Genomic DNA, 25,477 nt, shown 5'->3' with positions numbered 1-25,477 from the left:
CCGACACGAACGAGTCCGCCATCGTGGCCCTTATGCTCGGTGAACACCGTTAATCACTCCACAGTAGACACTCCAGGGACCCACTACGAGTGTCCGTTACCCGCCGGTATCTGGCCGTTCGGAGTATCCCTGATCACCCATTTGCTGCTAATGTGACGCCTCCGTGACCTGAACGTGTGTTCGGTGACACTCCGGTGAGGGCAGACGATGCGTGACGATGTGGTCGAGGCGAGTGCCGTGGTCGGACACACGCCTGACGTGGTGTGGCAGATCGTCGGATCGCCGGAGTGGTACTCGCGCTTCGTGCCGGAGATCAGCTGGTGCGAGGTCCAGGAGCCGGCCTCGCGCGGCCGGGGGCCGAAGGGCATGATCCGGATCGCGCCCGAGCGCGGGCCGATGCTGGAGGCGCAGGTCCAGGCCGTCGTGTACCGGCCGGGCGAGCACGTCGTGTGGTGCGGCGTCCCCGACGAGGGCACGTGGGTCTCGCTGGAGCTGAGACCCCTGGCCGGCGGCCGGACCGAGCTGTTCGTCCGGATGATGCTGCCGCCGTCGCACCTCGATCTGGTGTCCTCGGTGAAGAAGGACCTCCGCGCCCTCGCCCGGCGCCTCGACCTGCACCTGGCCGGCGAGCACGACCCCGACGCCGACCTCGACGGCACCAAGGCCACCAAGCTGCGCACCACGAGCGTCCTGCTGCGCGCCGGGGTGCTCGCCCCGGCGCGGCCGGACAAGCTGGCCCGCCAGCTGAACTCCCTCGCGCAGTGGGGCGCCACCGTCGCGGGCGGCTACCAGGCCGCCGCCGGCCGCGTCCCCGACGAGCCCGCCCTGCACGACGAGCGCAACCTGCGCACCTTCCGCCAGGTCCAGGAGCGCAGCGACCGGCTCGCCAACGCGCTGAGCGAACTCGGCGTCTCCGAACGCGACCGGATCGCGCTGATGTGCCGCAACCACTCCGCGATGGTCGAGTCGTTCGTCGCCGCCAGCAAGCTCGGCGCCGACGTCGTCCTGCTGAACACCGGGCTGTCCGCGGCGTCGGTCAAGGACGTCCTCGCCGAGCACAAGCCGGCCGCCGTGCTGGCCGACGACGAGTTCGCGCGGACCATCGCGAACGTCCCCGGCGAGTTCGCCCGGATCAGCACGTGGCCGGACGCCGACGCCGGCTACCCGACCGTCGACGAGCTGATCCACGCCGCGCCCGCCGACCCGCCGAAGCCGGTCGACCGGCCCGGCCGCCTCGTCGTGCTGACCTCCGGCACCACCGGGACGCCGAAGGGCGCGCGCCGCCCCACGCCGAAGGGCCTGGGGTCCGCCGCGGCGATCCTCGACCGCATCCCGCTGCGCGCCGGCGACCGGATCCTCGTCGCGGCACCGCTGTTCCACAGCTGGGGCCTCGCCGCCATGCAGATCGGCATGGCGCTGCGGGCGTCGCTCGCGCTGATCCGCAAGTTCGACGCCGAGGAGACCCTGCGGACGATCGCCGAGCAGAAATGCGACGCGCTGTTCGCCGTCCCGATCATGCTGCAGCGGATCATGGACCTCCCCGAACGGGTCCGCGCGCGCTACGACCTCTCGTCGCTGCGGATCGTGGCGAGCAGCGGCTCGGCGATGTCCGGGGCGTTCGTGACGTCGTTCATGGACTCCTTCGGCGACGTCCTCTACAACTTCTACGGCTCGACCGAGGTGTCCTGGGCGAGCATCGCCGACCCGGCCGACCTGCGCGCCGCGCCGACCACCGCCGGCCGCTGCCCGCTCGGCACGCGGGTCGCGATCCTCGACGAGGAGCGCAAGCCGGTGCCGCCGGGCGGTGAGGGCCAGATCTTCGTCGGCAACGACATGCTCTTCGACGGCTACACGAACGGCACCGACCCGGCGCGCGCGGCGGACCTGATGGCCACCGGCGACGTCGGCTACCTCGACGCGGCGGGCCGGCTGTTCGTCACCGGCCGGGCCGACGAGATGATCGTCTCCGGCGGCGAGAACGTGTTCCCCCGCCCGGTCGAGGAAGCCCTGGTGGCGCTGCCCGGCGTCCACGACGCGGCGGTGGTCGGGGTGGCGGACGCGGAGTGGGGCCAGCGCCTGGCGGCGTACGTCGTCCCGCGGCGCGGCGCTTCGCTGCACGCGGAGGACATCCGGCAGTACATCCACCAGCGGCTGGCCCGGTTCGCCGTGCCGCGGGACGTCTACTTCGTGCCGGACCTCCCCCGCAACGCGACGGGCAAGATCCTCAAGCGCCTCCTGCACGACGACACCTGGCCGGCGACCAGCGAGTACTGATGCCGGAGCACACACCGGACGGCCGGTACGTGGTGATCGACGGCCGCCGCTGGCGCGCGACGGACCCCGAGATCCCGGCCGAGGCCCGCGACCGCCTGCAGAAGCACCTCATGGCGGCCCGCCGCGCGGTCGGCGCGGCTCGCGACGACTCCGCCCGCGCGCCGGCCCGCGCGCGGGTGCAGGCGGCGAAGGTGGCGCTCGGGGAACGCGGCGAACCCTGGTGGGAACAGACGTCCGCGCAACGGCGTGAGCGCTGGGAAAGCGGCCTCGCCGAGCTGGATCAGCCGACCGGCTGACGCAGCACGGTCCTCAGCTTCGCGGGCTCCACCCGCCGGGGGTCACCGAGGTACACCTCGTGGTGCAGCCCGGCCGGCTTCAGTCCTTGCGCGGCCAGGAATTCGTCGTGCAGGCGGGCCAGCAGCGGCCCTTCGTCGTCGTACGGGCCGACGTGGAGCGCCTGCGCGCACCGGCCTTCGCGCAACGTCTCGAGCCGGACGGGGGCGTCGATCTTCTTCTGCCGCACCACTTCCCGGGCTTCCTCGACGGCGTCCGCGCCGATCCACGGCGGCTGCGCGATGAGCATCGTCCACTGCCAGGAATCCTTGGCCCGCACGGTGAACGCGGCGTAGTCCTCCGCCCACCACAAGCCTTCGAGCGGTCCGACGACGAAGTCCTCACCGCGTTGCTTCGCGGCCATCTTGATCGTGTACGCGAAGGCGTAGAGCGCTTCGACGGCCCGTCGATAGCTCTCCGCCGTGTTGGGGTTGCCGCGGCCGTCGATCGCGAGGAACCGCTGCTCCGGCACCTCGACCAGCGCCCAGTCCCGGTTCTTCGGGGCGTAGAGCTGCTTCAGCTCCTTCTTGGTGTCGTACGGCATCAGGTCATTCCTTCCAGCCACCCGGCTTCCGCCTCGAGCTGCGCGATGGAGTAGTCGAAGATCGCCCGGACGAACGGCGGCGCGCCGGGCTGGGCCGCCGCGGCGCGCCGGACCTCGGCCAGCCGTTCCGCGACCGCTTCGGCCCGCCGCGCCAGTGCAGCGGCCAGCCGCTCCGGCGGGACGAGCGGGCTGCCGGCCAGCCCCACCAGCACGGGCGGGTGCACCGGGCGCAGCTCCGCGATCGCCGCCTCCGCGGCGGCCGCGCACGCCTTCCGGCCCGCCTCGGTGGCCGTGAACGTCTTCTTGGCCTTCGGGTGCGCGCGTTCCCCCTCGACCTCGGCGACCAGGCCGCGGTCGCGGAGTTTGCCCAGCACGTAGTAGATCGAGCTGAAGCCGAGGGCGGTCCAGTCGCGCATGCCGCGTTCGGAGACGACTTCGTCCAGCTCGTAGCCGTGCCTCGGCCGCTCGGCCACCAGGCCCAGCACCGTCAGTTCCGCGTCGGTCAGCACGGCCATATTCTAGCACTAGAATAGTCGGCCACCGGAAATTGTCGGTGGGTGCTGGCATGCTTCAGCAGTACCCGAAAACCGAGGGAGCACAGTGGGGGGACAGGTGGTGGCGGCGGTGCCGTGGACCGCGGAACGCGTGGCCGGGCTCGCGCCGGATCCCGCGTCGGAGAAGGCGGGCCGGGCGCTCGCCGGGCCGGCGAGGTGGTCGGGCGCGGGTGCGTCCGAAGACGCCGTGTGGGGCTTCTGCCAGGGCAGCGGCAAGAAGCCGTACCAGACGTGCGTCGAGCTCGCCGAGCCCGCGTTCCGGTGTTCCTGTCCCAGCCGGAAGTTCCCGTGCAAGCACGCCCTCGGGCTGCTGCTGCTCTGGTCGGCCGGGCAGCTCGACGCGGCGGAGCCGCCGGAGTGGGTGCACGCCTGGCTGGCCGAGCGCGCCGATCGCGCCCGGCGGGCGGAGAAACGCGCGGAGGCGGCCGGGCCGAAGGACGAGGAGGCCGCGGCCAAGCGGGCCGGCGAACGCGCGGCGCGCGTCGAAGGCGGCGTGGCCGAGCTGAAGGTCTGGCTCACCGACCGGATCGGCGCCGGGTTCGCGGGCTTCGAACGCAGCGGCGGCGAAGAGCTGCGCACGGTCGCGGCGCGGATGGTCGACGCGCAGGCGTCCGGCCTCGCGGGCGGGCTGCGCCGGGCGGCCGGGATCGTCGGCCGTCGCGACTGGCCCGAGGCGTTGCTCGGCGAGCTGTCGTTGCTGTACCTGCTCGCGGACGCGGCGAGCCGGCTGGATGCGCTGCCGCCCGCGTTGGCCGACACGGTCCGGACCCGGCTCGGGTTTTCGGTGGAGACCGCGCGGGTGCTGGAGAGCGGCGAGCGGGTCGCGGACGAATGGCTGGTCACCGGCGCGGCCGACGAGGAGAACGATCGCCTGCTCACCCGGCGCACGTGGCTGCGCGGCCGCCGCACCGGGCGGGACGCGCTGGTGCTGTCGTTCGCGCCACCGGGCCGTCCGCTGGACTCGTCGCTGCCGCCCGGCCACCTGCTGACGGCGGAACTGGCGTTCTACCCCGGCGCGGCCCCGCTGCGCGCCCTGGTGGCCGAGCGCGGCATCCCGGCCCCGGCGCCGGCGGCCGACGGCGGTTCGATCGAAGACGCGCTGGCGGCGTACGCGCGGGCGATGGCCGCGGACCCGTGGCTGGAACGCTGGCCGGTCCTGCTGTCCGGCGTCACCCCGGCCGAGCACGCCGACGGCTGGTGTCTGTCCGAAAAGGACGGAACGGCGCTGCCGCTGGTGCCGTACGCGTTCCCGTGGTCGTTGCTGGCGATGTCCGGCGGCCGCCCGCTGACGGTGGCGGGCGAGTGGAGCCCGGCGGGGCTGCGGCCGCTGACCTGCTGGCACGAAGACCGGGCGGTGCGGCTGTGAAAGCCTGGGAAGACCTCGTCGGCACCGCCCTGCTCGGCACGCGCCGGCGCACCCTCGACGCCTCGGCCCAGCCGCCGGCGGTCCAGGAACTCATCGCGAACCGCGCCGACCCGGCGGATCGGCTCCTCGGGGCCGCGGCCGTGCTGACCACCTACCGGCGGGCCGGGCGACGGCCGCTCGCCGACGTCAAGCCGCTGCCGGTCGCCGCCCCCGACGAACGCCCCTTCGTGCCGCCGCTCGCCCGGGAACGGCTGGCGCGGCTGCTGGCCGCCAGTCACCCCGACCTGTTGCTGGAGTGGCTCGGCATCGTCGCCACCACCGGCTACCGGGTCCCGCCCGAAACCCTGCCCCTGCTGGCCGAAGCCGCCCGCACCAAGGCGGCCCTGCGCGGGCCGCTCGTCACGGTCGCCGGTCCGGTCGGGGCGTGGCTCGGGCAGCGGAACCCGGACTGGGCCTTCCTCGCCGGACCTCCCGAAGAGTCCGGGGACGTCTGGCAGTACGGCAGCCTGGCCCAGCGCCGCCGCTGGCTCGCGGCGAAGCTGGCCGAAGACCCGGGTGCCGCCAGGGAAGCCCTCACGACGTCGTGGAAGAGCGAACCCGCCGACGTCCGCTCGGACTTCCTCGGCGTGCTCGCCGGGCACGTCCGGGCGGAGGACGAAGCCTTCCTCGAAGCCGCGCTGACCGACCGCGCGGCCGCCGTCCGGGAACGGGCCGCGGACCTGCTCGGCCGGCTGCCGGGCACGCGCTACGGGCAGGGCATGGCCGAACGGCTGCGTCCCCTGGTCCGCCGCCGGGGGCGCGTGCTCGAGGTCTCGCTGCCGCAGGGCGGCCGTGACGAGGGCACCGTCCGGCTGCGGACGCTCGTCGCGGCCACTCCCCTGTCGTTCTGGTCCGAGTTCGGCCCGCCCGCCGAGGTGGTGCGGATGACCGTCGAGGGCTGCCCGGCCGGCGTGCTGCGCGACTCCTGGGCCACCGCGGCCCTGCGCCAGCGCGACGAAACCTGGGCGCACGCGCTGATCGGCGCCGACCCGGGCGGGCGCACCACCCCGCCGCTGCTCGGCGTGCTGAGCCCGGCGAACCAGGCCGCCACGGTCGGGCACCTGGTGGGCCGGCTGCCCGTCGAGTCGTTCGCGCGGCTGGTGCACGAACTGCCCCGGCCGTGGACGAAGGAACTCGGCACCGCCCTGCTCGACTGGATCGCCCGCCAGGACGACCACCGCCTGGTTTCCCACGCGGCCGTCGTGATCGCCCGCGCGGTCCCGCCCGGCTGCCTGCGCCACCCGCTGGCCACCACCCGCCTGACCATGGACGCCGGGCCGTGGCGCCGGGCGCTCACCGAGACGTTGAACTTCCGCCGCGAAATGTACGAGGAGCTCGCATGACCACCCCCGCCACCGTCCTCCGGCCGCACGCCGAGCAGGACCACGCCGCCGAGCTGGCCGCGCTGGCCGCCGCCGACGAGCGGGCCAAGCCGCCGAACTGGAACCTCTCGCCGTGGGCCGTCGTCGAGTACCTGCTCGGCGGCACCCTGCCGGACGGCACCGTGATCACGCCGAAGTACGTCGGCCCGCGGCGGCTGATCGAGGTCGCCGTCGCAACGCTGGCCACCGACCGCGCGCTGCTGCTGCTCGGCGTGCCCGGCACGGCGAAGACGTGGGTGTCCGAGCACCTGTCCGCCGCGATCAGCGGGGACTCGACGCTGCTGGTCCAGGGCACCGCGGGCACGTCGGAGGAGTCGATCCGCTACGGCTGGAACTACGCCCGGCTGATCGCCGAGGGCCCGAGTGCCGCCGCGCTGGTGGAAAGCCCGGTGCTGCGCGCGATGCGGGACGGCAAGCTCGCCCGGCTCGAGGAGCTCACGCGCATCCCGGCCGACGTCCAGGACTCGCTGATCACGATCCTGTCCGAGAAGACGCTGCCGGTCCCGGAGCTGGGCACCGAGATCCAGGCCCGGCCGGGGTTCAACCTGATCGCGACGGCGAACAACCGCGACAAGGGCGTCAACGAGCTGTCCAGCGCGCTGCGGCGGCGGTTCAACACGGTGGTGCTGCCGCTGCCGGACAGCGCCGAGGCGGAGGTCGAGATCGTCAGCAGGCGGGTCGCCGAGCTGGGCACGGCGCTGCAGCTGCCCGCGGAGGCCGCCGAGCTGGCGGAGATCCGCCGGGTGGTCACGGTGTTCCGCGAGCTGCGCTCGGGCCGCACCGAAGACGGCCGCACGGCGGTGAAGTCGCCGTCCGGCACGCTATCGACCGCGGAGGCGATCAGCGTGCTCACCGGCGGCCTCGCCCTGGCGGCGCACTTCGGCGACGGCGTGCTGCGCCCGCACGACGTCGCGGCCGGCATCCACGGCGCGGTGGTCAAGGACCCGGTGGCCGACCGCGCGATCTGGATCGAGTACCTCGAGACGGTCGTCCGCGAACGCGACGGCTGGGCCGACTTCTACCGGGCGGGCCAGGAGATCTCGTGACCACCACCGGAGACGCGCACGGCGGGCGACCCGCGGGCGAGGCGAGGCGTCCGTGACCACCCACCTGCTCGGCATCCGCCACCACGGCCCGGGTTCGGCCCGGGCCGTGGCGACGCGGCTCGCCGAACTCGAGCCCGACGTCGTGCTGATCGAGGGTCCGCCCGAGGCCGACGCGCTGGTCGAGCTCACCGAAGACCCGGCCATGGCCCCGCCGGTCGCCCTGCTGGCCTACGCGACCGACGACGTCTCGCGTGCCGCGTTCTGGCCGTTCGCCGTCTTCAGCCCGGAGTGGCAGGCGCTCACCTACGCCCGCGAGGCCGGGATCCCGGTGCGGTTCTGCGACCTCCCGGCCGCGAACACCTTCGCCGCGGGCCCGGACGAGCACGCGGGCCCGCCGGTCGACCCGCTGGCGCTGCTGGCCTCGGCCGGGGGCTACGACAACCCGGAACGCTGGTGGGACGACGTCGTCGAGTCCCGGCGGGACAGCGAAAGCCCGTTCGAGGTGATCGCGGACGCGATGACCGCGTTGCGGGAGGACGAGGAACCGCCCCGCGGCAGCGAAGCGCGGCGCGAGGCCTACATGCGCTCGGTGCTGCGCCGCACCCGCAAGGACGGCTTCGAGAACATCGCCGTCGTCTGCGGGGCCTGGCACGTGCCCGCGCTGGCCGACCCGTTGCCGCCGGCGTCGCACGACCAGGCCGTCCTCAAAGGACTCCCGAAGCGGAAGGTCGCGTGCACCTGGGTGCCGTGGACCCACGGGCGCCTGGCCACGGCCAGCGGCTACGGCGCGGGCGTGCGGTCGCCGGGCTGGTACCACCACCTGTTCACCACGGCCGGGGACGTCACCACGCGCTGGCTGGCCGGCGTCGCCGCCGTGCTGCGCGAAGAGGACCTGCCCGTCTCGACCGCGCACGTGATCGAGGCGGTCCGGCTCGCCGAGACCCTCGCCACGCTGCGCGGGCGGTCGTCGGCCGGGCTCGCCGAGGTCACCGAAGCCACCCGGTCCGTGCTGTGCGGCGGGGACGAGGTGCAGGTCGAGCTCGTCACGCGGCGGCTGGTGGTCGGCGAACGGCTCGGCGAGGTCCCCGACCGCGTGCCGCAGCCACCGCTGGCCGCCGACCTCACGGCGACGGCGAGACGCCTGCGGCTCAAGAAGGACGCGGTCGTCAAGGAACTCGACCTCGACCTGCGGACGCCCGGCGGGCTCGACCGCTCGAAGCTGCTGCACCGGCTGCGGATCCTCGGCATCGAGTGGGGCAGCCGGGAGGCGTCGGCGCGGCGGAACCGGGGCACGTTCCGGGAGACCTGGGCGCTGTGCTGGGAGCCGTCGTTCGAGGTCGACCTCGTCGCGGCGGCGGTGCACGGCACCACCGTGCCGTCGGCGGCCACCGCCGCGGTCCGCGGCACCGTCGAAGGCACCCCGCCGCTGGACGAGGTGACCACGGCCGTCGAAAACTGCCTGCTCGCCGACCTGCCGGAGGCGTTGCCCGAGGCACTCGCGGCGCTGGACGCGCGGGCGGCGGCGGACGCGGACGTCGCGCGCCTGATGTCCGCGCTGCCCGCGCTCGCGAGGGCGACCCGCTACGGGAACGTGCGCGGCACGGACACCGGCGCGTTGCGGGCGGTCGCCGACCGCATGCTCGACCGGATCTGCGCCGGCCTGCCCCCGGCGACCCACGGGATCGACGACGACGCCGCGGCCCGGATGGCCAAGCTGGTCGACGGGGTGCACGACGCGACGTCCCTGCTGGGCGACGACGCGAAGGAGCGCTGGCTGGCGGCGCTGGCGCGGCTGGCCGAACGGCCGTCGCTCCCCCCGCTGCTGGCCGGGCGGCTCACCCGGATCCTGCACGACGCCGGGCTGCTCGACGCGCTCGACATCGAACTGCTGCTGGGCCGGGCGCTCACCCCGGGCATCGCGCCGTCGGCGGGCGCGGCGTACGTCGAAGGCTTCTTCGACGGCGGCGCGCTGCTGCTGGTGCACGACGAAGGCCTGCTGCGGGTGATCGACGCCTGGCTCGCGGCGATCCCCGGCGACGTCTTCACGGAGGTGCTTCCGTTGCTGCGCCGCACGTTCGGCGCCTTCAGCGGTCCCGAGAAGCGCGCGATCGGCCAGCGCGCGGCCGGGCTCACCGGCCAGGCGGCCGTCGTGGCGGTGGCCGAAGAACTGGACGAGGACCGGGCGGAGCGCGTGCTGCCCGTCCTGGCGACACTGCTGGGGGTGGGGGCGTGAGCGTGGCCGACAACCGGGTGCGGCGCTGGCGGCTGGTGCTGGGCGGCGACGGCGCGGGCCCGGGGTCCGGGCTGGCCGAGGCCCAGTTGTCCGAAGAGGACAGCGGGGTGGACTCGGTGCTGGCCGCCCTCTACGACAAGCCGGACGAAGAGACCGCCGGCGGGCCGCGGAGTGCGAACCTGGGCGCGTCGGCGCCGCGGGTCGCGCGCTGGCTGGGTGACATCCGGCGCTACTTCCCGAGCACCGTCGTGCAGGTGATGCAGCGCGACGCGGTCGACCGGCTGGGGCTGACCCGGATGCTGCTGGAGAAGGAGCTGCTCTCGGCGGTCGAGCCGGACGTCCACCTGGTCGGGACGCTGCTCTCGCTGAACGGCGTGCTGCCCGAGGAGACCAAGGAGACCGCGCGCGAGGTCGTCCGCAAGGTGGTCGAGGAGCTGGAGGAACGGCTCGCCGAACGCACCCGCGCGGCGATCAGGGGCGCGCTGGACAAGGCGTCGCGCACGCACCGGCCCCGGCCCGGTGACGTCGACTGGGCGCGCACGATCCACGCGAACCTCAAGCACTACTCCCCCGAACTGCGCACGATCGTGCCGGAGAGGCTGATCGGGTTCGGGCGGCGCCAGCGGGCGGTGCAGCGGGAGGTGATCCTGGCCGTCGACCAGTCGGGCTCGATGGCGGAGTCGGTGGTGTACTCCGGGTTGTTCGGCGCGGTCCTGGCGTCGATGCGGGCGTTGCAGACCAGCTTCGTCGCGTTCGACACCGAGGTCGCGGACCTCACCGAGCACCTCGCCGACCCGGTCGACGTCCTGTTCGGCACCCAGCTGGGCGGCGGTACCGACATCAACCGGGCGATCGCCTACTGCCAGGGGCTGGTCGGCCGGCCCGAGCAGACCCTCCTGGTGCTGATCAGCGACCTGTACGAGGGTGGCGACGAGGACGAGCTGCTGCGCCGGATCGGCGAGCTGACCGGCGCGGGCGTCCAGGTGGTCTCGCTGCTGGCGCTGTCCGACTCGGGTGCGCCGTCGTACGACCACGAGAACGCGGCGGCACTGGCCGAGCTGGGCGTCCCGGCGTTCGCGTGCACCCCGGACCAGTTCCCGGACCTGATGGCGGCCGCCATCCGCGGCGACAACCTGCAGAGCTGGGCGGCCCGCGAGAGCAGCTGAGTTGCGGAATGAAACCGACTGCCCGGCGGTTGAGAGGAGAGCGGGACGCACTCGGGGCCCGCACCACCGACCAGGAAGGGACGGCTCGCCATGAAGGTTCGCAGCTCGGTCCGTTCGCTCGCCCGCCAGCCGGGCGCCCAGGTGATCCGGCGCGGCAACCGCGTGTTCGTGATCAACAAGGACAACCCGCGCTCGAAGGCTCGTCAGGGCTGACTCGGCGCGGCCGCCCGCTCACCGGCGCGGCCGAAGCGCAGCACGCCGTCTTCGAGGCGGTTGAAGCGCATGTCCGCGAAGTCCAGCAGGTAGTTCTGACGCATCATCCAGGGCCGCTTCCCGCCCTGCTTCGGCAGGCCGGGGGCGGCCCGTTTGATGTACCCGGACGCCAGGTCCACGATCGGGCGCGGCGCGCCCGCCGCCGAGGCCGAGGCCGGGTCCGGGGCGCAGAAGGAGAACCCGCGCCGGTCCAGGTACTCCACCAGGCGGCACACGTACTGCGACGTCAGATCCGCCCGCAGCGTCCACGAGTTGTTCGTGTACCCCACGCACCACGCGAGGTTCGGAACGCCGCCGAACATCATGCCCTTGTAGGCCCGCTGCTCCCCCGGCTCGATCGCCCGGCCGTCCACGCTCAGCGCGATCCCGCCGAACGCCACCAGCTTCAGCCCGGTCGCCGTCACGATGACGTCCGCGGGCAGCTCCCGGCCCGACGAAAGCCGGATCCCGGCCGGGGTGAACCGCGCGATCCGGTCGGTCACGACGTCGGCCTTGCCCGACCGCAGTGCCCGGAACAGGTCCGCGTCCGGCACCAGGCACAGCCGCTGGTCCCACGGGTCGTAGTCCGGCACGAAGTGCGGGTCGACCGGGATCGACGCGGGCAGCTGCGCCGCGACGCGCTTGCGCAGCGCCAGCGACGCCCGGCGGGGCAGCCGCCGCATCAGCTGGAAGAACAGCGTTCCCATCACCACGTTCTTGCCACGCACCACCCGGTGCGCGAGCTTCTCCGGCAGCAGCGCGCGGATCCAGTCGGCCAGTGCGTCCCGGCCCGGGCGCGCCACGATGTACGACGGCGAGCGCTGGAGCATCGTCACCTGCGAAGCGCTTGAAGCCAGAACCGGGACCAGCGTCACCGCGGTCGCGCCGCTGCCGATCACCACGACCCGCTTGCCCGTGCAGTCCAGCGACGAGGGCCAGTGCTGCGGGTGCACGATCTCGCCGGCGAACTCCGCGCGGCCCGGGAAGTCGACCACGTGCCCCGACTCGTACGAGTAGTAACCACTGCACAGGTACAGGAACCGGCAGGTGAACGTCGCGCCGTGCTCCGTCGAGACCGTCCACAGGGCCGACGAAGACGACCACGCGGCACGCACCACCCGGTGCCCGAAGCGGATGCGCGAAGTCACGCCGAACGCGGCGGCCGTCTCCCGGATGTAGGTGAGGATCGACGGGCCGTCGGCGATCGCTTTCGCGTCCTTCCACGGCCGGAACGGGTAGCCGAGGGTGAACATGTCCGAATCGGACCGGATGCCCGGATAGCGGAACAGGTCCCAGGTGCCGCCGATGGTCTCGCGCGCCTCCAGCACGGCGTACGTCTTGCCCGGCAGCCGCTCCCGCAGCCGGCAGGCCGCGCCGATCCCGGACAGGCCGGCGCCCACGATGAGGACGTCCACGTGCTCGGCGGTGGTCATGAATTCCAGCCTAACCCGAGGTGGGGACCCCGCCGGGCCGGGTCGGGGCACCGGCCCGGCGGGGAGGCCTGCCTAAGCTTCCGGGGGTCCGGGTGGCGAAGCCCCCGGCCGGGGCGAAGCCCCGCATGTCACAGCGGCACCACCCGGGTGGCACCGAACGTGCCCTTCAGCGGCACCACCACGGCCTTGCCCCGCACGGTCACCGTGACGCTGTCCTGCGTCTGCGTCGGGTCCGACACGGCGAGCAGGCGCCGCGTCCCGGTCCGCCCGATCGCCACCGCCGCCGGTCCCGACACGCTCACGTCGTCGACCGAGCCCGCCGCGAAGAAGTTCGCCAGCAGGGTCCCGTCGGCCAGGCGGACCGCCTGCACCACCGGCGTGTTCGCCCGCACGCGCCACGCCCAGGACGCCGTGAGCGTCTCGATCACCGAAGCGCCCGGCAGCACCGCGTACGCGTACGTCGCGTTCGTTGGCTTCATGCCGTGTTCGAGCACCAGCTTCTGGTACCGGCGGGTGTTCGGCGTCGTCGTGCCCTTGGTGTTGGCGCCGGTGTCGATGTCGCGCCACGCACCGGTCCGGTCTTCGCGCAACGCCGTCACCGAAGCGTCGTCGAGCAGCACGTACCCGCCGACGTTCTCCAGGTGCGCCCAGCGCGGCTTGCGCAGCGCGGAGACCTGGCCGAGGCCGGTCGCGACGCGGCGGCCGTCCGCGAGCAGCGCCCCGCGGCCGCCTTCGCCGAGGTTGCGGTTCTCGATCGTCGTGCGCACCGCGTGCCCGGAGGCGTCGGTGATGCCGGCGCCGAGGCAGACGATCCCGGACGGCGTGAAGAACCACGACTTCTTGGCGACCAGCGACCCGTCCCAGGACTTGAAGTCGAACGCGTACGCGCCGGTGCGCGCGTCCCAGCGGACCCCGCCCGTGTGCGGGTTCGGGCCCACCGGCACGCCGCCGAACTTGGGATCGACCGGGCCGTCGTTCTCGGTCGTGCCCGGCAGCAGCAGCGGGTCGACCGTCGGCCAGTAGGCGTCGGTGTAGTGGCCCTTGGCGTTCGGCAGGAACGTGTAGAGCACGCCGTCGCCGACGTAGTAGCCCTTCAGGTTCTGGCCGTTGATGGCTTCGTAGCGCGAGATCCGCGTCGAGCTGACGCCCAAGGACGCCGACCAGTCGCCGGTGACGTGCACCATCCGGTCCTGCTGGCCGAAGATCCGGTGCGTCGCCACGACCCGCGCCGGGCGCGCCCCCGACGCCAGCATGTCCTGCGCGAACTCGATGCCCGGCGTCGCCACCAGGTCCGGGCCGGGCGCGAAGCGTTCCGGGTCCGGGATCTTCAGGAACGGCGCGAACGTGCCTTCCTTGATCCACTTCGCCGCCAGCGCGTTCAGGTCCGACTTCGTCTTGCCGGCCGCCGTCCGGGCCAGGACCAGCGTCGCGACCGTCAGCTGGTGGCCGATGTCGTGCCCGGTCTCGCCCTGGCGCGACAGCATCCGGCCGCGTACCGGCTCCATCAGCGCGCCCGCGTAGACGAACGGCGCGAAGCTGTCGGCGACCAGCGCGTAGATCTTGTCCTTCAACGGTTGCGGGAGCGCGTATTCGGTGCCCTGCGTGACGTGGATGGCGCCGGCGAGCGCGGTGAGCAGGACGATGCCGTAGTGGCCGGGGTACGGGATGGTGTCGTGCTGGATGAACGAGCCGTCGACGTGGAACCCGTCCCCCGCCGCCCGGTCCAGCTTCGCGACGACGCTCGCCGCGCCTCCGCCCGCGACGTCGGTGAGCGCGTCGATGCCCGTCTTGATCCACGCTGTGTCGCCGAGCATCGCGCCGGAGACGATGGAGATGAGCGCCTTGTCCGCGCGGTTGGCGCCGGTTTCGACCACCGACGCGTTGTTCGCGCGCAGGTTCGGGTTGCCGACGAACCGCTTGACCGGCGCCAGGTAGCGGGCCAGCTCGGCCGCGGTCAGCTGCTCGGCGACCACCGAGAGCGTGTGCAGCAGGTAGTACGGGATGCCGATCTCGTAGGTGTACCAGTTGCCGATCTCGCCGACGTTTTCGTTGTACTGGCTGGTGTAGATGAGCTCCAGAGCCGCCTTGATCCGGTCGAGCACCACCGGGTCACCGGACAGCGCCCCGCCGGGCGTGCCCCAGTCGACGGCGATCGCGCGCAGGCGCGCGTACATCGACGTCGTGTAGTCGCTGCCCGGCCCGAGCGGCAGGTCCGTCCACAGCGGAGCACCCCCGCCGGCGACGGACATGCTCGCGTTGTAGGCCTTGGCGACGCGGCCCAGGTTGGCCAGCGCTTCGGTACGTTCCGGCGACGGCCGGGTGATGCCGGTCTGCAGCTGCCGGTAGGCGGCGACGATCGGCGCGGTCGCGGCGGGCACCGGACTCGCGGCGAGCGGTGCGGCCGGTGCGGCGTTCGCGGCGAAGGCGGGACGGGTCAGGAGCACGGTGGAAGCGGCCGCCAGGGCGCCGCCGCGCAGAGCGTTTCTCCGGTTCACGGGCACGACAATGCCTCCCAGGATCAAGACATCCTTGGCTTGCGGGAAAGGGATCCAGTTGTGCGGCGGCGGATTTCGTTCTCTGACGGCCACCTTCAGGGCAACTGGCACTCCTGAAGGTGGCCTTTTCACGGCTCTCGGCGCCGGAAACTGTCGGTGCCGAGCGATAGGCTGGAAACGGGGGCGCCCCCGCGGAGGGCAGTGAGAGTCGCGGCGAGGGCCGGGGCTCCGGGTCAGTCGAAGCCGCGGCGAGGGCCGAGGCTCCGGGTCAGTCGAAGCCGCGGCGAGTGCCGGGCCTCCTGGTCAGTCGAAGCCCCGGCGAGGGCCGAGGCTCCGGGTCAGTCGAAGCCCCGGCTCTCGCCGGGCCTTCGGGTCAGCGAGAGCCGTCGGTGCGGCGGGGCAGCTGCCAGGGGTTGGCCTCCTGCAGGGGTTCGGGCAGCAGGGCGTCGGGGAAGCCCTGCCAGGCGATCGGGCGCAGGAAGCGCTCGATCGCCGCGGTGCCGACGGATGTCGTCGTCGGGGCGGTCGTCGCCGGGTACGGGCCGCCGTGTTGCTGGGCCCAGCTCACCGTCACTCCGGTGGGCCAGTCGTTCCACAGCAGCCGGCCGGCGATGCGGGCCAGCGCCGGCAGCACCGGCCGGATCCAGTCCGCGTCGGACTCCTCGCCGTGGATCGTGGCGGTGAGCCCCGGTTCGATGACGTCGAGCAGGCGCAGCAGCTCCGCCTGGTCGGCGTAGGTGACGATCAGCGACGCCGGGCCGAAGCACTCCTCGTGCACGGTGTCACCGCCCTCGAGAAACTGCTTGCCGGTCGTCGCCAGCAGCGTCGGCGTGAACGCGGGCGCGGAAGAAGCCGACGAAGACACGACCTCGACGCCGGAGACCTCCATGAGCGAGGAGAGCTGGGAAGCGTACCCGGAAGCGATCCGGTCGTTGAGCATCGGCTGGGCCGCGGCGCCGTCCAGGGCCGCGCGCAGCGTGTCGGTCAGCCCGTGGTCCTCCGGCAGGAACAGCAGGCCCGGTTTGGTGCAGAACTGGCCGGCGCCGAGGGTGAACGACCCGGCGTAGCCCTTGGCGACGGCTTCCCCGCGCGCGGCGATCGCGGCCTCGGTGACGACGACCGGGTTGACGCTGCCGAGCTCGCCGTAGAACGGGATCGGCCGCGGGCGCGCGTTCGCGATGTCGAACAGGGCGCGCCCACCCGGGATCGAGCCCGTGAACGACGCCGCGGCGATGCGCGGGTCCTTCAGCGCCGTGACGCCTTCCTCCTGGCCGAAGATCACGTTGAACAGGGCGGCGGGCGCGCCCGCCTTGATCAGCGCCTCCCGCACGACCAGGCCGGTCCGCGCGGACAGCTCCGGGTGCCCGGGGTGCGCCTTGAGGATCACCGGGCAGCCGGCGGCGAGCGCGGACGCGGTGTCGCCGCCGGCCACGCTGAACGCGAACGGGAAGTTGCTGGCCGCGAACACCAGCACCGGGCCGATCGCGGTCTTGACGCGGCGGATGTCCGGGCGCGGGCCCATCGGCCAGTCCGGATCGGCGTGGTCGACGGTGGCGCCGAGGTACTCGCCGTCGGTGAGCACCTCGGCGAACAGGCGCAGCTGGAACGTCGTGCGCTTCAGCTCGCCGGCCAGCCGCGGTGCCTCGGGCAGGTGCGTTTCGGCGTGCGCCAGCGGGACCAGTTCGCCCGCGGCGGCGTCGAGGGCGTCGGCGACGGCGGTCAGCCAGCCGGCGCGTTCGGCCGGGGTCGCTTCGGCGGCGGGACGGGCGGCTTCGGCGGCTCCCGCCAGGATCTTCTCGAGCGTGGCGGCGTCAGTGGCCTGGCTCATGGGTGGAACAGCTCCTCATCACACATTTCCGGGGTCCGGGGGCGGGCCCCCGGCGGGGTCCGGGGTTCGACCCCGGATGTCTCAGTTCTCGTGGGCGGCGGCGGTGGCCGTTTCCAGGTCGGGCCAGCGACCCGGACCGGCCAGGCCGAGGTGGTACAGGTGCAGCTCGGCGGCGCCCGCCTTGGCCAGCTCGCCGACGTAGGCGGCGATGTCCGGTACCGGCGCGGCGGCGACCGCCGTGATGTAGCTGGCGATCGCGACCCGTTCGGGCAGAGCTTCCCGGGCCGCCGCGACGGCCTCGGCACCCGTGGCGGGAGCCCACCCGAACAATACGACGGCGTCGACGTCTTCGGGCGCCGACGGCGTCAGCCCGGGCAGCGCGCCGGTGACCCACGGGTCGAGCGCACCGTGCAGCACGACACGCATTCCCGCAGGCAACGTCGCCAAAACCGCGGCCCGCAAGGCATCGGTGGCTTCCTGCCGGACCCGCAACAGCATCGAGGTCGACGAGGGCGGCAAGCCATCGGCCGTCACCCCGAGGTCGCCGGTCGCGATCAGCCGCCGGACCTCTTCGACGAGCTGGGCCCGGACGGTGTCCGCCTCGACGTCCCACGAAGAAGCGCAGGCGTCGCAGCAGCAGATCGACAGCAGCCGGGCCACCGCGGGCGCCCACACGCCGTCGGTCTTCTCGTGCTGGTGCTGGTGCACCGCGCCGAGGGGCCCGCAGGCCTCGAGGATCACCGAAGACAGCTCCAGCCCGGCGACGGCCTCCGCGGTCACCTTCGCCGCATACTCGCGCACGGCGGGCTGCGAAGGGCACAACGCCCACGGGTAGGCCTCGCCGAAGCAGTTGCGGACGACGACGTCCGGGTGCTCGTAGCCGAGCTGGGAGTTGTGGGTCAGGACGATCCAGGCGGCGGCCGGGATCCCGGCCTCGTTGAGCAGCCGGACGGCGTCACCGCCGGAGTCCTCCGAAGCGACCCAGTCCGGAGTGGACGGACGCAGCGTGCCCCACGCGTCCGGCCGCACCGGCCGGTAGAAGGCCGCGTGCCGCGCGACCACGGCCGTGGTCGAGGCCGACCACGGGGTCGCCGCACGGGCACTGTGGTACGATAGCGCCACGGCCACCTCGTCGACGCCGAGAGCCTGGACTCGCGAGGCGAACCCGTCCGTCAGGACGTCCCAGGGGTAGGCGTATCCCGTCACCTTCACCGGGTCACCACCTCGCCGTGTTCGGCTCGAACCCGGAAACGTACTTGCGCATGTAGGTCACGTCGTCCCGTTTGGTCAGTCCACATCGGACGTAGTTCTCGTGCAGCTTCGCCAGCGCGTCCTCGTCGAGGGTGATCCCGAGCCCCGGGGTGGTGGGCACCGCGACGGCACCCTCCCGGAACTCCAGCACGCCCGGCTCGATGACGTCCTCGACCTTCCACGGCCAGTGCGTGTCGCAGGCGTAGGTCAGGTGCGGCGTGGCCGCGGCGACCTGCACCATCGCGGCCAAGCTGATCCCGAGGTGGCTGTTGGAGTGCATCGACAGGCCGACCCCGAAGCTCTCGCACGTCACCGACAGCGACTGCGTGGCCCGCAAGCCGCCCCAGAAGTGGTGGTCGGACAGCAGCACGCCGATCGCCCGCGCCCGGAAGCCCGGTTCGACGTCGCCGAAGTTGACCACGCACATGTTAGTCGCCAGCGGCATGGACGCCTCGGCGGCGACCTGGGCCATGCCGTCGATGCCGGGTGTCGGATCTTCCAGGTACTCCAGGACGCCGTCGAGCTCACCGGCCACCTGGATGCTCGTCTCGACCGTCCAGGCGCCGTTCGGGTCGATCCGCAGCGGGTGCCCGGGGAACGCTTCGGCCAGCGCGCGGACGCCGTCGACCTCCTGGGCGGGCTCGTAGACCCCGCCCTTGAGCTTGATCGAGCGGAAGCCGTACTCGTCGAACATCCGCTTCGCCGACCCGACCAGTGTCTCGGGGGTGGTGATCTCGCCCCAGGAGTCCTCGCGGCCGTCGATGTGCTTGCCGTACTTGTAGAACAGGTAGGCGGAGAACTCGACGGCGTCGCGGGCCTTGCCGCCGAGCAGGTCGGTCACCGGACGGCCGAGGAAGTGGCCCTGCGCGTCCAGGCAGGCGACCTCCAACAGGGAGTACACGCTCGCCACGGTCTTGCGGATGGAGAAGCCGCCGATCAGGCCGTGCGCGTCGGTCAGCACGGTGTCCGACAGCGCCCGCGCGACCAGCCGCTGCAGGCCGGGCAGGTCGAAGACGTCGTGGCCGCGCAGCTGCGGCAGCACCTTGCGCACCTCGCCGAGGAACGCGGAGTCGCCGTAGGACTCGCCGAGCCCGACAACCCCGTCCTCGCACTTGACCTGCACGACGCTCCGCAGCGCGAACGGCTCGTGCACGCCCATGACGTTGAGCAGCGGCGGGTCGGCGAACGCGACCGGGGTCAGCACCACATCGAGGATCTTCATCAGCCCAGCGCCTTCAGCGTGCCGAAGCCGTCCTCCACGACCTTCTCGAGGCGGTGGATCTGCTCCGGTGTCGGCTCGACCAGCGGCGGCCGGACCGGCCCGACCTTGTCCCCGCGCAGCCGCGCGGCCGCCTTCACCAGCGACACGGCGAAGCCGGCCGACTCGTCCCGCAACGCCACCAGCGGCAGGTAGAACCCGGTCAGGAGGGCGTCCATCACGCGCGTGTCCCCCTCGCCGAGCGCGCGGTGGAAGCGGTGGGCGATCTCCGGCGCGAAGCAGTGCACCGCCGAGGAGTACCGGGCGACGCCGATCGCGGCGTACGCCTTGGCCGAGACCTCCGCGGTCGGCAACCCGTTGAAGAACAGGAAGTTCCGGGCCCGCTCGGTGTCCAGCGACCGGATCGTGGTGACGATCCGGGTCATGCATTCGACGTCGCCGTAGCCGTCCTTGAGCCCGACAACCGAGGGGATGTCCAGCAGCGAAGCCGCGGCCGGCGCCGTGAACACGCCGGTGCCGCGGTGGTAGACGATCACCGGCACGGACGAGTCGCCGACGGCGTACCGGACGAAGTCGACCAAGCCCGACGACGGCCCGGTGACGAGGTACGGCGGCAGCAGCAGGACGCCGTCCGCGCCGGCCGCCTGGGCCGCCGCGATGCCGGCCCGCGCCGACGCCGCGCCGCCCCCGGCGCCCACCCAGACCGGGACGCGGCCGTCGGCCACCTCCCGGGCCCGGGTGAGCACCGAGGCGACCTCGGCGGGCGAGAGCGAGCTGAACTCGCCGGTGCCGCACGCGACGAACAGCGCACCGGCGCCCGCCGCGATGTGGCTCTCCACGTTCTCCGCGAGCGCGTCGAGGTTGACCTCGAGGTCCTCGGTGAACGGGGTGAGGGGGAACGCCAGCAGGCCGTCCAGCTCGATCTCGTTCTGTGCCATCAGTTTCTGCTCTCTCGTCCTTTTTTCGGGTTCGGCCGGGGGTGGCCTGCGTCAGGCGGGCACGGCCGTGCCTTCCTGCTTCCGGTCGACTTCGTCGTCGGCGGCGTTCACGGTGTCGACGATCTCGTCGGCGGCCGCGCTGCGCTCGGGTGCGAGCAGCCCGAGGCCGACGTACAGGGCGAGCGAGACCAGGATCGGCGTCGCGACCAGCACCGTCTGGTTCGCCTTGAACACGTAGTACACCAGCGCGTAGTCGATCAGGCCGCCCGCCCAGGAGATCAGCGCCGCCCGCGGGCCGCACTTGCGGAACCACGGCAGCATCCCCAGCAGCAGCGGGATCGAGATCGGGCCCATCAGCGCGGCGACCCAGTTGACGACGATCTGCAGCACGCCGCCGAGGTTCTGCGCCTGGGTGGCCACGAGCATCGTCAGCGCGACGAAGATCACCGTGGTGATCCGCGCGGCCTTGAGGCCCTGGACGTCGGTCCACTGCCGGGTGCGGCGGAACATCGCCGGGATCATGTCCCGGGTGATCACCGCGGAGATCGCGTTGGCGTCGGAGGAGACCATCGCCATGGTGTGCGAGAAGATCCCGGCCAGCACCAGGCCGACCAGGCCCGGCGGCAGGAACGTCGTCGTCATGATCGCGTAGGACTGCGTCGGGTCCTTGACGCCGGGGATGAGCAGCGGCGCCGCGAACATCGGGAACATCAGCACCAGCGGCCACAACAGGTACAGCGCCGACGAAAGCCGCGCGCCGCGCTTGGCCTCCTGGGTGGTCGGCGCGGCCATGTACCGCTGCGCCAGGTTCCACATACCTCCGTTGTACTCCAGCGTCTTCACCAGCACGTAGACGAGCAGGAAGATGGTGGTGTACTTGGACGTCACCGGGTCGACGTGGCCTTCGGGCAGTTTGTCCCACATCGTCCAGAGCGCGGAGATCCCGCCCAGCTTGCCCAGCACCACGACGATCATCACGACCGCGGCGATGGCCTGGATGACGAACTGGCCGAAGTCGGTGAGCGCGTCGGCCCACAGGCCGCCGATGGTGCAGTAGACCAGGGTGACGGCGCCGGTGATGAGGATGCCGAGGTTGTAGTCCAGGCCGGCGAAGACGTGCAGCAGCGTCGCGACGGCGAACCACTTGGCCGCGATGTCGAAGATCTTCAGCAGGCTGCCGCTCCAGGCGAGCGCCTGCTGCGTCGGCACGTTGTACCGCTTGGCCAGGTACTCCAGCGGCGAGGCGACGCCGAGCTTCGAGCGCAACCGGTTCCAGCGGGCGGCGAACAGCCAGCTGCCGATGCCCACGCCGATGCCGATGCTGGCGAAGCCCCAGAAGTACACGGTGACGCCGGTGGTGTACGCGACGCCCGCGTACGCGACGAAGAGCACGGCGCTGTAGCCGGACATGTGGTGGGAGATGCCCGCCAGCCACCACGGCATCTTGCCGCCGGCGGTGAAGAAGTCCTTCACGTCGCTGACCCGTTTGTGCGACCACCAGCCGATCACGATCATCAGCGCGAAGTACGCGCAGACCATCGTCCAGTCGAGTGCGTGCACCGCAGGCTCCTTTCCGCGTCCACGTCGATGCGGTCTCGAAGGAGATGTTCACATCCATGAACGGAGTCTGTTATAGTGATTATGTTCATCTATAAGAACGTTGTTCGGGACGCTAATATGGCCGGAGTCACAAGTCAACGGCCGGACGGAGGAGCACAAATGCCGCAGAAGGTGGACAACCCGGCAGCGGCCGACGGGGCTCCCGTCGAGTCCTCCGGCGTCAAGTCCGCGCGCCGGGCCGTCGACCTCATCGAGACCTTCGCGGCGAACGACGTCTGGCTGTCGCTGTCCGACCTGCACGCGCGGACCGGCTTCCCGCGGTCTTCGCTGCACGGCCTGCTGCGCACGCTGCTGGAGGCCGGCTGGCTGGAAGCCGACACGAACACCGCCCGCTACCGCCTCGGCGTCCGGGCGCTGATCTGCGGCACGGCGTACCTGGACCGCGACGCCGTCGTCCCGTTCGCCACGGAAGCGCTGGAGCGGATCCGGGAGAAGACCGGCTTCACCGCGCACTTCGCGCGCCGCAACGGCACCGAGGTCGTCTACCTGGAGACGCGGGAGTCCCAGCGGTCCACGCACCTCGTCTCGCGCGTGGGGCGCACGTTGCCCGCGCACGCGACCGCGCTGGGCAAGGCGCTGCTGGCCGAGCTGACGCACGACGAGATCGAGGCGCTGATGCTGCCGGCGACGCTGACCGCGCTGACGCCGAACACCATCACCACGCTCGAAGGCCTGCACGCCGAGTGCGCCGCGACCCGCGAGCGCGGGTACGCCGCCGAGGTCGAGGAAGGCACGCTGGGCGTCCGGTGCGTCGCCGCGGTGATCCCCTACCGGATCCCGGGCACCGACGCGATCAGCTGCTCGATGCCGATCGCCCAGGTGACCGACGACGACGCCCGCCGCGTCGGCGAGCTGCTCGCCGAAACCACCGCCGAGCTCGGGCAGCAGCTGCGCCGGGCCGGAATCCGCTGACCGCCGCCCTTATCGAGAGGAACCCCATGACGGACCAGCGCGTGCTCATCACCGGGTCGGCGGGTGTCGTCGGCACCCTGATGCGCCCCCGCCTGCGGCGCCCCGGCCGGGTGCTGCGCCTGCTCGACCTGGCCCCGCAGACGGCGTCGGACGCCTCCGAAGAGGTCGTGACGGCCTCGGTCACCGACCCGGCCGCGATGGCCGCGGCGTGCGAGGGCGTCGACGCGCTGATCCACCTCGGCGGCCACAGCCGGGAGAACACCTGGGAGGCGACCCTCGACGTCAACGTCAACGGGACGCACACGGTCCTGGAGGCGGCGCGCGAGGCGGGGATCACCCGGGTGATCCTGGCGTCGAGCAACCACGCGGTCGGCTTCCGGCGGGTGGACTCCGATCTCCCCGCCGACTCCTCACCGCGGCCGGACACCTACTACGGCGTCAGCAAGGCGGCGATCGAGGCGCTCGGGAGCCTGTACCACTCGCGGTTCGGCATGGACGTCATCGTCATCCGGATCGGCTCGTGCTTCGAGACGCCATTGCCGCTGGGGCCGCGCGGCCTGACGACGTGGCTCTCCCCCGACGACGCCGCGCGGCTGTTCGAGGCGTGCCTGAGCGCGCCTTCGCCGGGGTACCGGCTGATCTGGGGCGTCTCGGACAACACCCGCCGGATCTACTCGCTGACCGAGGCGGAGTCGCTGGGGTACAAGTCCCTGGACAACGCCGAGGTGTACGCGGAGCAGCTGGCCGGCAAGCCGGCGCCGACGGGTGCCGCGGCCGAGTACGTCGGCGGCCCGTTCTGCACGGCGCCCCTGGGGGCGTTCAACCCGCTCTGAGCCGCGGTCGCCGCGAAGGTACTAGTACCTTCGCGGCTTCCCGGGCCCGGACCCGCTCGCCAGGGTGGCGGCATGATCTTGAAATCCCGCCGCGCACGGAGGTGGACGCTCGTCGTGGCGAGCGTTCTCGTCGTCGTCCTCGCCGCCGCGTTCACGCTGTTCGAGGTGGCGAAGTCCCGGACCTTCCAGTTCTTCGGCACGCTCGTGGACCGCGTCGACACCACCGAGAAGATCGTCGCCCTCACGTTCGACGACGGTCCGGATCCGGCCGGCACCCAGGCGCTGCTCGACACGCTTCGCGGCCGCGAAGTCCCGGCCACCTTCTTCCTCATCGGCCGGGACATCGCGGCGCACCCCGGCCTCGCCCGCGCCATCGCCGCCGCGGGGCACGAGATCGGCAACCACAGCTTCAGCCACGACCGGATGATCGGCGTGACGCCCGCGTGGGTGGCCGACGAGGTCGAGGCGACCGACGCGCTCATCCGTGCCGCCGGCTACCCCGGTGAGATCCTCTTCCGGCCGCCGAACGGCAAGAAGCTCTTCGCCCTCCCGCACTACCTCGCCGAGCACCACCGCACCACGATCACCTGGGACGTCGAGCCGGACTCCGACGGCACCCCGGACGCCGCGACGATCACGTCGACGACGGTCGGTCAGGTCCGGCCCGGCTCGATCGTGCTCCTGCACGGCATGTACGCGGCCCGCGAGCAGACCCGCCAGGCGGTCGGGCCGGTCGTCGACCAGCTCAGGCAGCGCGGCTACCGGTTCGTGACCGTGTCGCAGCTGCTGGCAGCTCGGCGCTGACGACCCACTCGCCGTCCCGCGTCCCGAACGACACCGCGCCCCCGGCCGCCGCGGCCTGCTCCGCGAGCCCGGCCAGGCCGTACCCCGCGCCCCCGTGCGGAGTTCCCTTCACGGCGTTGCGCGCGGTGATCGTCACCCGGTCCCCCGGCTCGACCTCCAGGCGCAGCCGGACACCGGGGCCGTTGTGCCGCAACGCGTTCACGGCGGTTTCGGCGACGAACCGTTCGGCCAGTTCCCGCACCGGGCGCGGCAGCGCGGGCAGCACCGGATCGCGGTCGAGCACCAGGCCGGCGGTGCGCAGCCGGGCCAGGACCTCCGCGAGGTCGGGGGCGCGTTCGGCGTCGTCCCGCAGGTCGTCCAGCGTGCGCCGGACCAGCGTCAGCGCGCCGCGGCCCGCGGCCAGGAGCGTGTCGAGCCGCGCGCGGTCGGCGTCGGTCAGGTCGCCGACCGCGCGCAACGTCTCGGCCTGCACCAGCATCACGGCCGTGGTCTGGGCGAGCGTGTCGTGCAGCCGCCGGGCGGCGCGCTCGGCCCGGTCGGCCAGCGCGCGACGGCGTTCGGCGCCGAGCAGCCAGGCGACCGCGCTGATCGTGAGCACCAGGACCGTGCCGTCGACCGGCCCCTTCGCCGGGTACACCGCCGCTCCCACGACGAGCGCCGCCGCGGCCGCGAGCCACCGCCGGGGCGTGCTGTAGAGCGCGAGCAGCACCGGCACGTACATCGTGTTGCGCGGCTGGTCGAGCAGCAGGTGCCCGGCCGTCGCGAGGGTGACGACCACGAGCACGACGGCGGGAGCGCGGCGCGACCACAGCAGCGGCACCAGCTGCGCCGCGCTGAGCAGCGCGGCGAACCAGCCCTGGTGCGGGGTCCAGGCACCGCTGGCGAAGAACACCGCGCCGGTCGCGGCCGTCATGACGAGGGACTGGCGCATGTGCCCGACAGTAGCGCCGGGCCT

General features: G+C 72.7%; 21 protein-coding genes. 11 read left to right on the top strand and 10 right to left on the bottom strand.

Annotation, left to right across the window (positions count from 1 at the left end):
- The first annotated feature begins 207 nt into the window (after nucleotides 1-207).
- Together ACH54P_RS46310 and ACH54P_RS46305 are read left to right on the top strand one after the other, a co-directional pair.
- Nucleotides 208-2,274, top strand: coding sequence for an AMP-binding protein (locus ACH54P_RS46310; protein WP_489909653.1), 2,067 nt, complete (start codon nucleotides 208-210; stop codon nucleotides 2,272-2,274).
- Complete coding sequence (locus tag ACH54P_RS46305; protein WP_489909652.1) at nucleotides 2,274-2,570, top strand: hypothetical protein; 297 nt, start codon at nucleotides 2,274-2,276, stop codon at nucleotides 2,568-2,570. Before ACH54P_RS46310 ends, ACH54P_RS46305 begins: the two co-directional genes overlap by 1 nt.
- Here ACH54P_RS46305 and ACH54P_RS46300 read toward each other — a convergent pair.
- Nucleotides 2,555-3,151 (bottom strand): GyrI-like domain-containing protein, encoded by a 597-nt coding sequence (locus ACH54P_RS46300; RefSeq protein WP_489909651.1) that lies wholly within the window; start codon nucleotides 3,149-3,151, stop codon nucleotides 2,555-2,557. The two genes, ACH54P_RS46305 and ACH54P_RS46300, sit on opposite strands and share 16 nt — an antisense overlap.
- Nucleotides 3,151-3,660 (bottom strand): PadR family transcriptional regulator, encoded by a 510-nt coding sequence (locus ACH54P_RS46295; RefSeq protein ID WP_489909650.1) that lies wholly within the window; start codon nucleotides 3,658-3,660, stop codon nucleotides 3,151-3,153. The genes ACH54P_RS46300 and ACH54P_RS46295 overlap by 1 nt, the downstream gene beginning before the upstream one ends.
- 91 nt (nucleotides 3,661-3,751) lie before the next feature.
- Between ACH54P_RS46295 and ACH54P_RS46290 the strand changes: the two genes are divergently transcribed.
- The 6 genes from ACH54P_RS46290 (at nucleotide 3,752) to rpmJ (ending at nucleotide 11,150) form a co-directional block, all read left to right on the top strand.
- Nucleotides 3,752-5,071 carry an SWIM zinc finger family protein gene (locus ACH54P_RS46290; RefSeq protein WP_489909648.1) on the top strand — a complete coding sequence of 440 codons (1,320 nt, stop codon included), beginning with the start codon at nucleotides 3,752-3,754 and terminating at the stop codon, nucleotides 5,069-5,071.
- On the top strand, nucleotides 5,068-6,453 hold the full coding sequence (locus ACH54P_RS46285) for a DUF5691 domain-containing protein (RefSeq protein WP_489909647.1): 1,386 nt from the start codon (nucleotides 5,068-5,070) through the stop codon (nucleotides 6,451-6,453). Before ACH54P_RS46290 ends, ACH54P_RS46285 begins: the two co-directional genes overlap by 4 nt.
- Complete coding sequence (locus ACH54P_RS46280) at nucleotides 6,450-7,538, top strand: ATP-binding protein (RefSeq protein WP_489909646.1); 1,089 nt, start codon at nucleotides 6,450-6,452, stop codon at nucleotides 7,536-7,538. The genes ACH54P_RS46285 and ACH54P_RS46280 overlap by 4 nt, the downstream gene beginning before the upstream one ends.
- Nucleotides 7,539-7,590: 52 nt before the next feature.
- Entirely contained in the window at nucleotides 7,591-9,771 is a 2,181-nt protein-coding gene (locus ACH54P_RS46275; protein ID WP_489909645.1) for a DUF5682 family protein, read from the top strand.
- Entirely contained in the window at nucleotides 9,768-10,937 is a 1,170-nt protein-coding gene (locus ACH54P_RS46270) for a VWA domain-containing protein (RefSeq protein ID WP_489909644.1), read from the top strand. Before ACH54P_RS46275 ends, ACH54P_RS46270 begins: the two co-directional genes overlap by 4 nt.
- Before the next feature lie 90 nt (nucleotides 10,938-11,027).
- Nucleotides 11,028-11,150 carry a 50S ribosomal protein L36 gene (gene rpmJ, locus ACH54P_RS46265; RefSeq protein ID WP_284742536.1) on the top strand — a complete coding sequence of 41 codons (123 nt, stop codon included), beginning with the start codon at nucleotides 11,028-11,030 and terminating at the stop codon, nucleotides 11,148-11,150.
- On the opposite strand, the gene ACH54P_RS46260 is transcribed toward rpmJ, so the two are convergent.
- From ACH54P_RS46260 to ACH54P_RS46230, 7 genes are all read right to left on the bottom strand, one after another.
- Nucleotides 11,141-12,622 (bottom strand): flavin-containing monooxygenase, encoded by a 1,482-nt coding sequence (locus tag ACH54P_RS46260; RefSeq protein WP_489909643.1) that lies wholly within the window; start codon nucleotides 12,620-12,622, stop codon nucleotides 11,141-11,143. The genes rpmJ and ACH54P_RS46260 overlap by 10 nt on opposite strands.
- Before the next feature lie 128 nt (nucleotides 12,623-12,750).
- Complete coding sequence (locus ACH54P_RS46255; RefSeq protein WP_489909642.1) at nucleotides 12,751-15,123, bottom strand: polysaccharide lyase 8 family protein; 2,373 nt, start codon at nucleotides 15,121-15,123, stop codon at nucleotides 12,751-12,753.
- A gap of 367 nt (nucleotides 15,124-15,490) precedes the next feature.
- A complete protein-coding gene (locus ACH54P_RS46250) occupies nucleotides 15,491-16,945 on the bottom strand; it encodes an aldehyde dehydrogenase (NADP(+)) (RefSeq protein ID WP_489909641.1) in 1,455 nt (484 codons plus the stop codon).
- 81 nt (nucleotides 16,946-17,026) lie between these two features.
- Nucleotides 17,027-18,157 (bottom strand): hypothetical protein, encoded by a 1,131-nt coding sequence (locus ACH54P_RS46245; protein ID WP_489909640.1) that lies wholly within the window; start codon nucleotides 18,155-18,157, stop codon nucleotides 17,027-17,029.
- Between the two features lie 4 nt (nucleotides 18,158-18,161).
- Nucleotides 18,162-19,418, bottom strand: a complete 1,257-nt coding sequence (locus tag ACH54P_RS46240) for a glucarate dehydratase family protein (RefSeq protein WP_489909639.1) — start codon at nucleotides 19,416-19,418, stop codon at nucleotides 18,162-18,164.
- On the bottom strand, nucleotides 19,418-20,353 hold the full coding sequence (locus ACH54P_RS46235; RefSeq protein ID WP_489909638.1) for a 5-dehydro-4-deoxyglucarate dehydratase: 936 nt from the start codon (nucleotides 20,351-20,353) through the stop codon (nucleotides 19,418-19,420). The genes ACH54P_RS46240 and ACH54P_RS46235 overlap by 1 nt, the downstream gene beginning before the upstream one ends.
- A gap of 51 nt (nucleotides 20,354-20,404) precedes the next feature.
- Nucleotides 20,405-21,913 carry a sodium:solute symporter family protein gene (locus ACH54P_RS46230; protein WP_489909637.1) on the bottom strand — a complete coding sequence of 503 codons (1,509 nt, stop codon included), beginning with the start codon at nucleotides 21,911-21,913 and terminating at the stop codon, nucleotides 20,405-20,407.
- Between the two features lie 159 nt (nucleotides 21,914-22,072).
- On the opposite strand from ACH54P_RS46230, the gene ACH54P_RS46225 reads away from it, so the two are divergent.
- The 3 genes from ACH54P_RS46225 (at nucleotide 22,073) to ACH54P_RS46215 (ending at nucleotide 24,522) form a co-directional block, all read left to right on the top strand.
- Nucleotides 22,073-22,885, top strand: a complete 813-nt coding sequence (locus tag ACH54P_RS46225) for an IclR family transcriptional regulator (protein WP_489909636.1) — start codon at nucleotides 22,073-22,075, stop codon at nucleotides 22,883-22,885.
- A gap of 26 nt (nucleotides 22,886-22,911) precedes the next feature.
- Nucleotides 22,912-23,718, top strand: a complete 807-nt coding sequence (locus ACH54P_RS46220) for an NAD-dependent epimerase/dehydratase family protein (RefSeq protein WP_489909635.1) — start codon at nucleotides 22,912-22,914, stop codon at nucleotides 23,716-23,718.
- Nucleotides 23,719-23,790: 72 nt separating this feature from the next.
- Nucleotides 23,791-24,522: a polysaccharide deacetylase family protein gene (locus ACH54P_RS46215; protein ID WP_489909634.1), complete on the top strand. Its 732-nt coding sequence runs from the start codon at nucleotides 23,791-23,793 to the stop codon at nucleotides 24,520-24,522.
- Here ACH54P_RS46215 and ACH54P_RS46210 read toward each other — a convergent pair.
- The gene (locus ACH54P_RS46210) at nucleotides 24,464-25,453 is read right to left on the bottom strand and encodes a histidine kinase (RefSeq protein ID WP_489909633.1); all 990 of its coding nucleotides are present in this window, start codon (nucleotides 25,451-25,453) and stop codon (nucleotides 24,464-24,466) included. The two genes, ACH54P_RS46215 and ACH54P_RS46210, sit on opposite strands and share 59 nt — an antisense overlap.
- Nucleotides 25,454-25,477: the final 24 nt, after the last annotated feature.

The organism is Amycolatopsis sp. N2S4-7 (assembly GCF_058119595.1).
Note: the sequence above shows the minus strand (reverse complement) of the source record. Positions and strands in the feature narration are given on the sequence as shown.